Raw genomic sequence first — 14128 nt, forward strand, 5'->3', positions numbered from 1 at the left:
TCTTGAGTCATAAAAGCGAGCGTATTATCATGACTACTAATAACTACAGTCCTTTATTTCGCTTAGTTGCAAAGTTCATCAAATACTTCTTGCTACTAACTTTAGGTATTGCTATTGCTTACACATTATCCACTATCTTAGGAATATCCAGTGGTTTCGGTGTAGCTGTGCTTTCGTTTACATTTAACTGGTTTTGGCGCCTGGGAGTAGTTCTAGTGTGTTTAATTGTAGTTACAATGATTTACGAATCTTTACGATAATCAAAAATGTAGAGACGCGATATATCGCGTCTCGACAACGCAGTGTAAAACTATACCAACACAGGTTCTGGAACGAAAACAGGTAGACCAGTCAAACTAAAAGCACGAACTTCTGTAATTTTGACTTTGACTAACTGACCCTTCAGTTCTTTAATGTTCCCAGTAAAGAAAGTCAAACGGTTTCCATCAGTTCTACCCATAACTTGGGTTGCATCTTTAGGGTTTTGGTCTTCTACTAGGACTTCTTCGATACGTCCCATATATCTTTGTGAACGTTCTGCTGCTTTGATATTAACAAGATGATTGAGACGTTGTAATCTGTCACTTTTAACATCTTCGCTCAATTGTTCATCCCATACTGCCGCAGGTGTACCAGGTCGAGGTGAGTATGCAGCAGTATTCAACATATCAAAGCCAATATCTTCTGTTAGTTTGAGGGTATTTTGAAACTGTTCTTCAGTTTCCCCAGGAAAACCAACAATTGCATCAGCGCTAATCGATGCATCGGGCATGTATTCCCTAATTTTATCGATGATACGACGATATTTTTCGTGAGTATACCCGCGCGACATTCTTTTTAACACTTCGTTATCACCTGACTGAAAGGGAATATGAAAGTGTTCGCATACCTTGGGCAGTTCCGCACAAGCTTTAATCAACCGTTCTGTAAAATAGCGGGGGTGAGAAGTTGCAAATCGAATTCGTTCGATACCCGGTACATCGTGTACATAATATAGTAAATCAGTCAGCGTGTGGAGATGGCGCCCTTCGGGAGTGCTGCCAGGTAAGTCACGTCCATATGCATCTATATTTTGACCCAGTAACGTAATTTCTTTATAACCTTGGCGTCCTAATTGTTCAATTTCCGCGCGGATAGCTTCTGGAGTACGTGACTGTTCAACACCCCGTACACCTGGAACAACACAATAAGTGCAGCGCTCATTACATCCATATATAACATTAACCCACGCCGTCACCTTACTATCGCGACGCGGCTTAGTGATATCCTCAATAATATGTACAGCTTCTGTAGCAACAACTTGGTTGCCATCAAAAACTTGCTGTAACAAATCTTTAAGACGGTTGGCGTGCTGTGGTCCCATCACTAAATCTAATTCTGGGACACGTCGCAGTAAAGATTCTCCTTCCTGCTGTGCAACACAACCCGCAACAACCAAAGTTAAATCAGGTTCCGAGTGCTTGCGCTTGGCTTGTCTACCTAAATAAGAATATACTTTTTGTTCAGCGTTATCACGAATAGTACAAGTATTGTAAAGTATTACATTTGCTTGGTTTGGGTCTTCTGACCACTCAAAGCCCATGTCTTCTAGAATACCAGCCATGCGCTCCGAGTCAGCTTTATTCATCTGGCAACCGAAGGTAGTAATATGGTAGCGGCGGTTAGAAGTGGTCATAATAAACAATAGCTTAAAAGCGAATATACTTAATGTACCTTTTAAATTATAAGGAAAATGTTGAAGCTACTGGTTCATGTCATTAATTTTGGTGTGATATTTTTTTAACCACAAAGATATAGAGAAACAGAGATAAGAGTCAAGAGAGTTAGGAATTGGCACCTACACCACAAAATTAACCACAAAGAATGTAGAGACGTTACATGTAACGTCTCTACAAGGTTTTGTTATTTACGTAACACCCCAAAACTATTGACACAGACCACTAGTACAAGAAGGTAAAAAGTTTTAATTCTTCCAGAATGTGGAACAGGCATCCAAGGAGCCTGTTCTAAACTGGGGCGTTTGCGTTGATGCCCACTCCACTCATATCATGAAGGGAGATTTTTTATATGGAAGTCCCTTAGAAACTAATACTTGATAAAAACTATGTTGGATAGATGCAATACTAAGCGTGAAAAAACAATTATTATTTGCATTTATGTATAAAATATAGCAACGTAAACATTATTAATTATGTATAGAAGGATAACTTTACTTAAGATTTAATTATTTTATTAAAAAAAATAAAAACTGCTGCAAGCTACAAATATAGGCTACAATCTAATATAAAGTTTTAATTGGTTTATGAGTGATGCAGGTTGGAAATATAGTAGCTATCATAAAATACCAGAGAGCCTAAATCAATTGCAGTTGAGTGAGTCAGACTATCGGTTGTTAAAGAAGGTTGACTGGATTGTGACTGAGAAAATTCACGGTGCCAATTTTGGTATAACTACAGATGGTGTTGAGATTGACTTCGCCAAGAGAAAAGAATTATTACAACCGGGTGAGGATTTTTTTGGTTATTTAGAGAAAAGACGACGATTAGAAGCGCAAGCTAAAGAAGTTTTTAATATCTTACAAAAAAAAATACCGGGTTTACAACGTGCAACTATTTACGGAGAGCTATTTGGAGGTGAGTATCCACATGCAGATGTTCCAGCAGTTGAACGCGCGCAAGCTGTGCAAACGGGTGTTTATTATTCGCCAAATATTGAATACTGTGCTTTTGATATTAGTGTGATGAGTCAAAATAAAAATGAATATTTAGATTATGATGTGACGCTTCAGGTATTACAGGAAGTTGGGATGATGCGAGCGGAACCTTTGTTTATAGGTAAATTTGAACAGGCTTTTAATTATAAGATAGAATTTGAATCTACTATTCCACAAATGCTCAAGTTGCCTACGTTACCTGTGAATAAAGCTGAGGGAGTAGTTATTAAACCAGTTAAGTCTATTTATATAGAGACTAAAAAAGATAGAATTAGACCTATCGTTAAGAAGAAAATATTGAAATTTGCCGAAGATAGTCGTTTTCATCAAGCGCAGAAGTGGGATTATCAACAGCTAGATGTAGAATTATTAGTAACTGAGGAGATATTAAGACTTGTAACATTGAATAGATTGAATAACGTTATTTCCAAAGTTGGTAGAATGTCTAATGATATAAATCAGTATCATGAGCAAGTCAGCTTACTAACTGAATTATTAATATGGGATGTTTTAGATAGTTTTAATGATACTGAATATGAAGCTAAGTTTAATAAGTTATCGAATGAGAGTCAGCAGATAATTATGGATAAATTAGAAGAAGTAGCACATGAGCTAGTGATAGTAAGTATGGTCTAGCCAACCTACAATAATCGTAGTTTGACTGTGAAAGTGGCACAACACAAAAAATTAGGTTTGTTAAGTAGGTTCAAAAATACCATACTAGAAGCTAAAATTTTACTACTCTAAGGTAGATGATAGCTTTGTTGAGTTCAGTTGATGATTCCCTTATATAAACGATTAAAAATGACGCCAAACCATGATTCTACCGCGAAATTTTCTAATTGCGGTTACTTCAGCTAGTCAAGGCGGTTTAATTAAACCACTTGGTCATCACCAATTGCTTTTGGTGTTGCTGGATTTAGCTTTGCTACTTTTGATTGCTAGAGGTTTAGGTGAATTTATGCGCCGTATCAAGCTACCACCTGTAGTTGGTGAACTGCTTGCAGGTGTTTTACTTGGTCCTTCGCTGTTTGGCTGGTTATTACCTAATATACAAGAGCATATATTTCCCCACAACCAAGCACAGTCTGACTTACTTGCCGTGGTGTCATGGTTAGGGGTGCTGTTTTTATTGATTGTCACTGGGTTAGAGACTGACTTAAATTTAATTGTCAGTAAAGGTAAAACAGCGCTGCTAATTTCATTGGGAGGAATTATCTTTCCTTTTGCTACTGGACTAGGGTTAGGTTGGTTTTTGCCAGATAATTTTTTGGCAAACCCAAATGAACGTTTAATCTTTAGTCTGTTTATAGCAACTGCGATGAGTATTTCCGCAGTACCAGTAATAGCCAAAGTACTAATGGATTTAAATTTGATTCGGCGTGATATCGGTCAAATCACCCTTGCTGCTGGTATGACTGATGACACGATTGGTTGGATTCTCCTTTCGGTAGTATCTGGGTTAGCAAGCAGTGGCAAATTTGATATTCAAACAGTATTACGGTCAATTGGAGGCGCCGTCCTATTTTTGGGACTTGCTTTTACAATCGGTCGCTCGTTAATGGCTTTGATATTCCGCTGGGTAGATGATTATGTTGGTGGGACTACTGCGAATTTATCAGCTTTATTAGTACTAGCATTCGGCGCCGCAGCTTTGACCCATAGCTTAGGAATTGAAGCAGCACTCGGAGCATTTGTGGTCGGAATTTTAGCAGGACAATCTCCGCGTTTTAGTCGGGAAGCTGGGATAACGCTAGAGTTGATTACAAGCGGGTTTCTGGCGCCAATATTCTTTGCCACAGCCGGATTAAGAGTAAATTTACTCGATATATTCACACCTGGAACGTTTTTTATTGGTTTAATAGTGCTGGCAATTGCCTGTTTCGGTAAATTTACAGGTGCCTATATCGGTTCTCGTATCGGAGGATTGAGTCATTGGGAAGGTATAGCAATGGGTTCAGGGATGAACGCGCGTGGGGCAATGGAAATTATTGTTGCCACTATTGGCGTTTCCTTGGGTGTATTGAATCCCCAAATGTATTCAATTATTGTAATGGTGGCAATTGTTACATCCCTTATGGCGCCGCCGTTATTGCGTTGGTCGTTGTCACATGTATCAATAAGCGAAGCAGAAGCAAAACGATTAAAGCAAGAAGAACAAGCAAGTCGTAGTTTTGTTAAGCGTATTCAGCGAGTCCTTTTACCCACACAAGGAGGTGAAAATGTCAAGCTAGCCGCTCAATTAATTACTTACCTAGCACATTCCATTCCATTAGAATTAACGGTTTTATATGCAGAAGCCAATAAAAAGTCCAAAGGAAAATTGCCAGCATCTGTGGCAACTAATACTATTGCTGAAATAACATCATCCATGAATTTGTCATCTCACTCCAGTTGGCAAAGCAAAATTGAGTCAGGACGTAACAAAGCTGATGTAATACTAAAAGAAGCTAACAAAGGCTATGATTTAATTGTAATGGGTGCCATTGAAAGTCAGGTTGTTGGTAGTCGTGTGAGATTAAATTTACAGTTTGACCGGGTAGTTAGAGAAGCTAACTGTCCCACAATGCTGGTAAAATCAAGTTTATATACACAAACACCACATAGTGACTTCTATAAAATTAGTCATATCCTAGTACCGACAACAGGTACTAACTACAGTAGACACGCAGTAGAAGTTGCTAGTACAATTGCCGCAGAAACTGGAGCTATTGTTACATTGATAAATGTCATCAATCGAACTCAGCAAGAATATTCTTTATTCGAGGAGCAAACTACCCACTCAGCAGTTGAAATTGCTAAACAGATTCTCAATAGCCAAGCAGAATTTGGACGCTCGTTAGGGGCAATTGTCGAGACTGTTATTCTAAAAGGAATTGTCGAGTTAGAAATCCTTCAGTACGCACGCAACAGTGAGGTAGATTTGATTGTTTTAGGCAGCATTATTCGTACTGTGTCTGGTCGAGTTTTCTTTGGTCATCGTTCAAATGCCATTTTTAGTAAAGCACAGTGTCCAGTAGCTGTTATTACACTTCCAAACGACTAATGTATATGTAGGGTGGGCAGTGCCCACCTTACCAGAATCTAACGTTATAATTACTACTGAAATAATTTCTGACAGCAAAATCAAAATTTGCTTCACAGACAACGATATAGGATACCCAAAGAAATTCAAGATAAACTATAAAATTAATAGGGTTAGTAAAAGAACGAAAACAAGTTGAAATAGAGAAGTTCATGAAAACGTGGGGAGAAGAAGTTCTAGAAAAAATAGAAGAAGTTAGTATGGATATGACCGGGAATTATAAAAATTTAGTTGAGAAAGTTTGCTCAAATTCCCTTGTAACGGTAGATAGGTTCCATGTTAGCAAAGTTATAAATGAAGAGCTAAACCAAGCTAGAATAGAAGAAAAGAAAACAGCGTCTTTATTAAATGTTGAGTCAAGAGAAAAGAATTTTAATTCGTATTCATGATAACGGATGCGGTATTCCTGAAGAAGTGCAATCGCGTATTTTTGACCCATTCTTTACTACTAATGAACCTGCTAAAGGTACTGGACTAGGGTTATCTATTAGCTACCAATTATTGTTGAAAAACACGGTAGCAAAATCGAGTGCTTCTGCGAACCCGGAAAAAGTACCGAATTTCGGATTGAAATTCCAATTCAACATATTAGTGCTGAGTAGAGACGCTCCGGTTCCGGAGCGTCTCTACTATTTTGTAGACGAGTAACTTTTCGGAAATTATAAATTATTTATGATGAAGTAGAAAATAAGTTCTGTGAATTGGGATACTATGCAACCAAACCTTAAAGGAAAATTTACGAGTTGGTTCCAACGTAAACAAATTGTTCGCAATTTGGAAGTATTTCAAGATGTTATTGTTGTTTCTTTATGCCTGAGCTTATTTTGTGTAATGGTGCTGCGGCTTGTTGATTTATTTATCAATCTGTTGCGACCTCTTGAAGTTCGGCAAGTTACATCAGATATTTTATTTATTTTAATTTTGGTAGAGTTATTTCGTCTGCTTGTTGATTACTTGCAAGAACGCCGCATTTCTGTTGGCGCCGCCGTCGAAATTTCTATCGTTTCATCTTTACGAGAAGTAATTCTACAAGGCGTTCTCGATATTAAAGGTGAACAGCTTCTATGTATTTCTGTATTTCTCGTTGTTTTAGGCGCCCTTTTTGTAATCCTGCCTTGGATGTCAAAACTCTTGGAGTCAAAAGTTATAACGCACATAAATTAAAGGGGACATCCTACCCCAAAACGTTATGTGTTATGTACAGACGTTACATGTAACTTTGTACTACATATAACGTTTCTACACACATTAACATTAACATTTATGCTGGAGTACCAAAATCCTGAGTCCAGTAATAGTTGTAATTACAGTTACCTGTATCATTGCTTAAGTAATAATAACCAATTCCAATCTGTTTGTAATTAGGATTCAGTATATTTGCACGATGACCTTCACTAGTCATCCATGCATCAACAACTTCTTTTGGTGTGACGTAACCTGCGGCAATGTTTTCACCAAAACGCGAATAACTATAACCAGCTTGACTTGCACGGACTTGAGGACTGGAACCATTCAATGCAGTATGACTGAAGTAGTCATTCAACGCCATATCCTGACTATGACTATAGGCAACTTGATTCAATTTATCATTCAACACGAGTGGTTGTAATCCTTTGCTAGAACGCTGTATGTTTACCAAATTTACAACTTCTTCAAGGAAGCTATTCGGAGTTGGGATTGAGGGTGCTGAAGTTGTTTGAATGACTGGTACAACTGATTGTGAATTAGTAGTAGCTTCATTCGATAGCAGTTTGGTTGACACACTCAAGTTATAGTTAGTGTTTTGACCGCCAACTGGTTGATATACACGAACGTAGTATTTACCACTGTTCAAGTTGTTATAACTGATTAATTCGTTAAAATTTCCAGAGTTTGTGGAACTGCTTAGAACATTGCCATTGCCGTTAAGTAGCTGTAAATCAGCATTCGCGGTCATTCCATTGAGTACAACATTCAAACTTGTATTCTGGGATTCTAGCTGTAACTCGTATACATCACTCTGGTCATTGTCTCCAACAGACTCCCGAAAGACGACAGGAACTGAGTTTCCAGTTATCGAGATAGCAGACTTGAATTTGCCAGGAACCGCATCATCTGTTATGTAGGGACTTGCATTCCGACCTTCGCTTATACCATAACTAACAAAATGGGTAAACAGCTGTTCGTTACTCAAACCAGCTAAATCGGAATTATTATCTCGATAATATTTAAGGTCGAAAACTTTTGAAAATTTACGACCTTCTGCAATTCCTGTATTTGATAGATGTTCAAAAAGCTGTTGATTGTTAAATCCTGCTAAATCGCCGTTAGACGCGCGGTAGAAGGATAAATCGACTATAGACGAAAATTCTAAACCTTGGTTTAAGCCACCAGTGTAAAAATGTGACAACGCGCTTGAAACACTCAACTCGCGTAAGTCTGAATTTACACTACGATAGTAATTTGGATCAAATAAGTTGACGGGCATAGGTATGTTTCCAGATTTACTGGATAATATTTGTGTAAATTGGTATTCCCTATGCCATGAGGCATCCAGCCATAATTACTGGCATCATAGCTGAATATTTAAAAACAATGAAATGGGAACACACGTAGAAATTATATCAAAATAAAGATACATCGTCATGTAAAGCTTATTTAACACTACTACGTAACCGTAAACTCTTTGGTATCCATAGTTTCTAGCTCCTCCACCTTTAGATAGAGAAGCAAAAATTGTTCCCGAACTTCAAAATTCTCATAATTCCCCCTTATAAAATGAGTAAATTGTTGCGCTTTGTAAAGAAAATATTTATTTTTATGGTAGAAAAAACTAAAATGTGTTATAAGTCGAGCTTATAACTTTAATTTACGCTGATATGCTCGTAATATCTCAGGATTATTCTGAAATTATAAAATTTTAAGATTTCTTGACTTGAAGAGAATTCTGAAAAAAATGTGCGGCGCAATATAGCTTTATTTACTTAATCATTACGATTGGATAATTACTTAACCTATATGTATCTTGCATTTGAACCAAGAACCAACCTTCTTTAGGTAAAATTAATGTTCTCCATAAAAATTGTGTATGGTAGGCAATGCCCACTCTACGCAGTATTTCAATGTTATGATGCTGAGTATTAGTACTCACTATTAATAAAATAATAAGTTTTTATTGCCAATATGCTGATTTTATGATATTACATCGAATAAATAAGAACTACATTAAAAATGGTGACGACTGTCAAATCGAGTTAACGTGATTTATTTTGTAACCGTAAATTATTATTCGACTTCACTTATTTCTCAGTTACTCAATTCGCTGCCAGAGAAAGCAAGTTTTAAGTATAAACTTGTTATCATTAATAACTCTTCTGATGACCAGAGTGTTGATCTTCTAAATAACGAAAATATTTTAGTTATTGATGCTGGGTGTAATCTTGGTTTTGGCGCCGCTTGTAATTTAGGTTTGAAATGGATTTATACTCAAGATACTAATGCAGTAGTTTGGATTATTAATCCTGATACCTACTTTATCGAAAATCCTTTCCCCAAGCTTGATTCGTTTTTTACTGAGTACCCAGAAATTTCTATTTTAGGAACAATCATCCGTACTCCTGGTAATCAAATTTGGTTTGCTGGAGGTAGCTTTTTTCCGAAAACTGGAACTATTAAAAACGTTGATTTGATAACGAGTTCAAAAGCTGCTTACGTTGAATGTGACTGGGTTTCTGGTTGTAGCTTGATTATAAATTTACGTAATTTCTCTTCTTGTCCGCTATTTGACCCAGAATATTTTCTTTATTATGAAGATTTTGATTTTTGTAGACGTTATTTTCAATCCGGTTATAAAATTGCTATTACGAAGTCTTTGTTGGTGATTCATCAACCTTCTTCAATTACTAACCGCTTTATGAGAAAAAAGATTTTACATAGTACTTATAGCTATCTGATAACTTTGGAAAGATATACCAATTCAGTTGTTCTGATTTTACGATTAATTCGACTGATTTGCTCTGCTTTGATGTTTATTTTCATTAAACCTAACGTTACAATTGGTAAATTTCAAGGTATACTTATGTACTGGCATAATCGTTCTAACTCAATTAACAATGGATTACTTACCTCAGAAGATGAATGAATTAAACGAATTGCTAGTTAACTTATCAATCGTATTCTCCCAACCAACTGGTATTAGTAACTATGCTATAAACTTATTTCCGCATCTTAAATCTTTAAATCCAACACTTTTAGCCGCTGAGAGCTATTCTGATTTTCAATGTTACTCGGTTCCAGATAATCTTACACCTGCTCATGGTTCAAAGGGACATTTACATCGCTTGCTGTGGACACAGTTACAGTTACCGCAAATTTATCAAGAACTCAATGCAAAGCTATTATTTTCTCCTTTACCAGAGGCGCCATTATTTAGCAAATGTCGCTACATCGTTCAAGTTCACGATTTAATTCCACTACGGTTTCCAAATTGGCGCTCTCCTCTTACCAACTACGCGCGCTATTACGTTCCGCAAATTCTAGCTCAAGCCCAACACATTGTTTGTAATTCGCATTCAACAGCTAAAGACGTTACTGATTTTTATGGTATTTCGGCAAGTAAAATTACACCAATATTGCTAGCATACGATACCAATCATTTTCGACCATTTGAACAAAACTTAGTTGCAGATACCAATAAAAAACCTTACTTTCTTTATCTAGGAAGACAGGATAAGTATAAAAATATAAATCGACTAGTTTCTGCTTTTGCTGCTTTACCAAATCATCAAGATTACGAATTATGGTTAGCTGGACCGACTGATGAGCGTTTTACACCTAGTTTACGCATACAACTGTCAGAATTAGGAATTACTGACCAAGTAAAAATTTTAGATTATGTAACTTATAGTGAATTACCTAAAATAATTAGCCGCGCGCTTGCGTTTGTCTTTCCGAGTTTATGGGAAGGGTTTGGGTTTCCTGTTCTCGAAGCAATGGCATGTGGTACACCTGTAATTACTTCTAACTTATCTTCACTCCCAGAAGTTACTTCTAACGCTGCAATTTTGATTAACCCATATAATGTAAAAGAAATAACTTCGGCAATGCAACAAATTATAGATGACGGAAAACTACGCCATAAACTTTCTCAACTAGGTATTAACAGAGCCAAGGAATTTAGCTGGGAAAAAACAGGCCTAGCCACAGTTGAAGTACTTCGCAATTTTCTTTAATCTTACTTAGTTACTTAAGGTAAAATAAAACGTGGCGCCAACATCAACTTGCGCTTGTACCCGTATACTGCCACCGTGACGTTGAATTATACGTTGAACAGTTGCTAATCCAATACCTGTACCTTCAAACTGTTTTCTAGTATGTAAACGGACGAAGGGATTAAAAAGTTTGTTGCTTAAAGTTGGGTCAAAGCCAACACCGTTATCTCGAATAAAGTACGTGGTAGCTTTTAGGTCAGTTTCTTCAACACCAAATTCAATTCGTGCGTAGGATTTTTTTCCTGTATACTTCCAAGCATTACCAATGAGATTTTCTAACGCGATTTTTAATAGTCTAGCATCTCCCTGAGCAAATATATCATCGGCAATAATAAAATCTACATTCCTTTCTGGCGCCGAAAGTTTTAGGGAATCAACAATCTCTTTTACTATCTCACTCAAAGCAACCGACTTGAAACTGATTTCAGAACGGGTTACTTTCGCTAAGTACATCAAATCTTCAATCAACTGATCCATACGTTTGGCAGCAGACCGAATTCGTGTTACAGAAGACAGAATATCTTCATGGTTTTTTATAATTTCGGCTTCTTGTAACATGTAAGCATAACCATTAATAATCGATAATGGATTACTCAAGTCATGAGAAACCGAATAGCTAAAAGCTTCCAACTCTTGATTTACTGCCTCAAGCTGTATAGTTCTGTTTTTCAAATCCTCATTCAGTTGCTTAATTTCCCGTTCCGCTTTCAAACGTTCCTCAATTTCTCTTTGTAAATGTTCATTTTGCTCTTTCAACTTCTTTTGTAAATTTCGCAACTTTAAATGAGTTGTTACGCGCGCTACAACTTCTTCGTGTTCAAGAGGTTTTGTAACATAATCAACACCTCCAACACTAAAAGCTTTAACTTTACTTTCGGTATCAGTAAGCGAAGTCATGAAAATTACTGGAATGTCTTTCGTCATTTCCTGAGCTTTGAGGCGCCGACAAGTTTCAAAGCCATTAATTCCCGGCATCATCACATCGAGTAAAATGATATCTGGCAAAGCATATTTAACTTGTTCAAGAAGACTTTCGCCATCTTCAGCAAGTAAAACTTCAAACCCATATTCGTTCAAATAATCGAATAAAACACCTAAGTTGTAAGGAGTATCATCAGCAACTAAAATTGTAGCATTATCAATAGCATTAGCATCATAATCAGTCAAATTTGCATTTACATTATCTATGTAGTTACTCATCTTGAATACATAGGTTTTAGTTTAGTTTACTCTACTTTTTTAGTATTAAACCATTTTTAATAAAATTATGCTTATACCATTTTTATATGAGGATGCACATTATTATTCTTAGCCCCCCTTCCACGCGGGGGGTTGGGGGGATTTAGTTATTTGCAGCTTCATATTAAATCGGTATTATACCATAATTATAACCTTTTCATAAATAACTTTTAATAAACTCACGCATTTGCTTTACCTTAAACTCTTTAGCTAATTCTCGTAATTGTTGAGCAAACAATGTAAATTGATTGTCCATTTGTTCAAGTCTTGTCAAGTGTTCTAAAATACGTCTTAGGTTGCCTTTGTTAGCTAAATCTAACAAAACTACAATTTCTTCAGGGGGTGGCGCCACAACCTGCGGTTTCTGAGAATCGATACTTACTGGTGTGTTATCATTGCCTCCTTCATATATCCACTCTAATTTTAGGTATTGATGCAATTGTTCTAAAAGTATCTCAAAGCTAACTGGTTTGGGAAGAAAATCATCGCATCCAGCGCTTCGACTCTCTTGTTTATTAAAGTCGAAGACGCTTGCCGAAGTCGCAATGATTATCATTTTTTTAAGTTCGGGTGTTTGTCGGATACGACGAGTTCCTTCAAAACCATCTAATCTCGGCATCACTAAGTCCATAAAGATTATATCAGGTTTAAACTCAGCAGCTTTCTCTAGCGCTTCTTGACCATCTACCGCTTGAATAATGGTAAATCCTAAATCTGACAGAAAAACTTCTAATACCGCGCGATTATCTTTTTGGTCATCTACTATCAAAATTGTGCGTTTTTCCCCTTTATAGCCGATGATTTGTCTTTTTTCGTCCTGAGTCGTTTCAATTAACTCCCTTACTTCCATTAAATCTAAATCAAACCAAAAAACGCTACCAACATTAGGGGTGCTTGTGACATTGATTTCACCACCCATCATTTTTACAATACTTTGACTGATAGTTAATCCCAAACCCGTCCCTTCCCTTTTTTGGTTCTGTTGCTCAACTTGCTCAAAAGGCAAAAATATTTTATCCAACTGTTCTTCTGCCATTCCGCAACCAGTGTCTTCTATAGTAAATCTGATTTTGCTTAGTTGCGCTGTATCACTTAGGATAGAACGACTAATTGATTGTACATTAAAATTAACACTTCCATTATCAGTAAACTTAATCGCGTTACCTAACAAATTGATTAATACTTGTCTTAACCTTTTTTCATCTGTTTTAATTAGTGTTGGTAATGGATAGCCTTGTTGACAAATGTACTTAATACCCTTTTGTTCGGCTCGAATTCGCACGATATCAGAAATACTAGTTAAGAAACTGGTAAAATGAAAATTACTGTTACTAATTTCCATTTTACCAGCTTCTATTTTGGAGATGTCTAATATATCATTAATTAGTGTTAACAAGTGTTCACCGCACTTTTGAATTACATTCAATCCGTTGTTCTGTTGTACTATGGCTGCTTCGTTTTTATTTAGACTACGACTATTTCGTTTTAAAATTTGTGTATAACCCAAAATTCCATTTAGAGGAGTTCTGAGTTCATGGCTCATATTTGACAAAAATTCGCTTTTTGCTTGGTTTGCCACATCAGCAGCTTCTTTTGCTTGCTGTAACTGTAAGTTTTTTTGGTTTAATTCTTTTGTTCGCTCTTCTACTTTTAACTCTAGGTTTGTTAAAAGTATGGCGTTTTCTACAGAAATTGCTGCTTGTACCGACAGAATTCCTAAGATTTTAATGCGTTCTGATGTAAAGGCGCCTGTTATGAGATTATTTTCTAGATAAAGTAGTCCAATAAATTTACCTTGGTTAATAATTGGTACACAAAGTATAGATTTTGGTTGTTTACTAA

Annotated in this window: 10 protein-coding genes and 2 pseudogenes; 8 read left to right on the forward strand and 4 right to left on the reverse strand. The window is 36.5% G+C overall.

Annotated elements, in window-relative coordinates; genetic code table 11:
- The coding region (locus AC2JBO_RS35410) for a hypothetical protein (RefSeq protein ID WP_496958325.1) at window positions 1-260 on the forward strand (260 nt) is incomplete at its 5' end.
- A 50-nt stretch (window positions 261-310) separates the two neighbouring features.
- Here the strand turns inward: AC2JBO_RS35410 and miaB are convergent.
- Window positions 311-1675: a tRNA (N6-isopentenyl adenosine(37)-C2)-methylthiotransferase MiaB gene (gene miaB / locus AC2JBO_RS35415; protein ID WP_496958326.1), complete on the reverse strand. Its 1365-nt coding sequence runs from the start codon at window positions 1673-1675 to the stop codon at window positions 311-313.
- 627 nt (window positions 1676-2302) lie between these two features.
- On the opposite strand from miaB, the gene AC2JBO_RS35420 reads away from it, so the two are divergent.
- The 5 genes and pseudogenes from AC2JBO_RS35420 to AC2JBO_RS35440 all read left to right on the forward strand — a co-directional run bounded on the left by AC2JBO_RS35420 (window position 2303) and on the right by AC2JBO_RS35440 (window position 6962).
- Window positions 2303-3349: an RNA ligase family protein gene (locus AC2JBO_RS35420; protein ID WP_496958327.1), complete on the forward strand. Its 1047-nt coding sequence runs from the start codon at window positions 2303-2305 to the stop codon at window positions 3347-3349.
- Between the two features lie 181 nt (window positions 3350-3530).
- Window positions 3531-5759, forward strand: a complete 2229-nt coding sequence (locus AC2JBO_RS35425; protein WP_496958328.1) for a cation:proton antiporter domain-containing protein — start codon at window positions 3531-3533, stop codon at window positions 5757-5759.
- Between the two features lie 140 nt (window positions 5760-5899).
- Window positions 5900-6178: pseudogene (locus AC2JBO_RS35430) on the forward strand (transposase); the annotation flags it as partial.
- Window positions 6168-6400: pseudogene (locus AC2JBO_RS35435) on the forward strand (sensor histidine kinase); the annotation flags it as partial. The pseudogenes AC2JBO_RS35430 and AC2JBO_RS35435, both read left to right, overlap by 11 nt.
- 109 nt (window positions 6401-6509) lie before the next feature.
- The gene (locus tag AC2JBO_RS35440; RefSeq protein ID WP_496958329.1) at window positions 6510-6962 is read left to right on the forward strand and encodes a phosphate-starvation-inducible PsiE family protein; all 453 of its coding nucleotides are present in this window, start codon (window positions 6510-6512) and stop codon (window positions 6960-6962) included.
- Window positions 6963-7059: 97 nt separating this feature from the next.
- Here AC2JBO_RS35440 and AC2JBO_RS35445 read toward each other — a convergent pair whose 3' ends face one another.
- Window positions 7060-8265, reverse strand: coding sequence for a CAP domain-containing protein (locus AC2JBO_RS35445; protein ID WP_496958330.1), 1206 nt, complete (start codon window positions 8263-8265; stop codon window positions 7060-7062).
- 771 nt (window positions 8266-9036) lie between these two features.
- Between AC2JBO_RS35445 and AC2JBO_RS35450 the strand changes: the two genes are divergently transcribed.
- Window positions 9037-9918, forward strand: coding sequence for a glycosyltransferase (locus AC2JBO_RS35450; protein WP_496958331.1), 882 nt, complete (start codon window positions 9037-9039; stop codon window positions 9916-9918).
- Window positions 9890-11008 (forward strand): glycosyltransferase family 4 protein, encoded by a 1119-nt coding sequence (locus AC2JBO_RS35455; protein WP_496958332.1) that lies wholly within the window; start codon window positions 9890-9892, stop codon window positions 11006-11008. Before AC2JBO_RS35450 ends, AC2JBO_RS35455 begins: the two co-directional genes overlap by 29 nt.
- Before the next feature lie 6 nt (window positions 11009-11014).
- On the opposite strand, the gene AC2JBO_RS35460 is transcribed toward AC2JBO_RS35455, so the two are convergent.
- The gene (locus AC2JBO_RS35460) at window positions 11015-12247 is read right to left on the reverse strand and encodes a response regulator (RefSeq protein ID WP_496958333.1); all 1233 of its coding nucleotides are present in this window, start codon (window positions 12245-12247) and stop codon (window positions 11015-11017) included.
- A 196-nt stretch (window positions 12248-12443) separates the two neighbouring features.
- Window positions 12444-14128, reverse strand: a 1685-nt coding sequence (locus AC2JBO_RS35465) for an ATP-binding protein (RefSeq protein WP_496958334.1), incomplete at its 5' end; no start/stop codon positions are given.

It is taken from the genome of Calothrix sp. CBUCES-K 9914 (assembly GCF_059640475.1).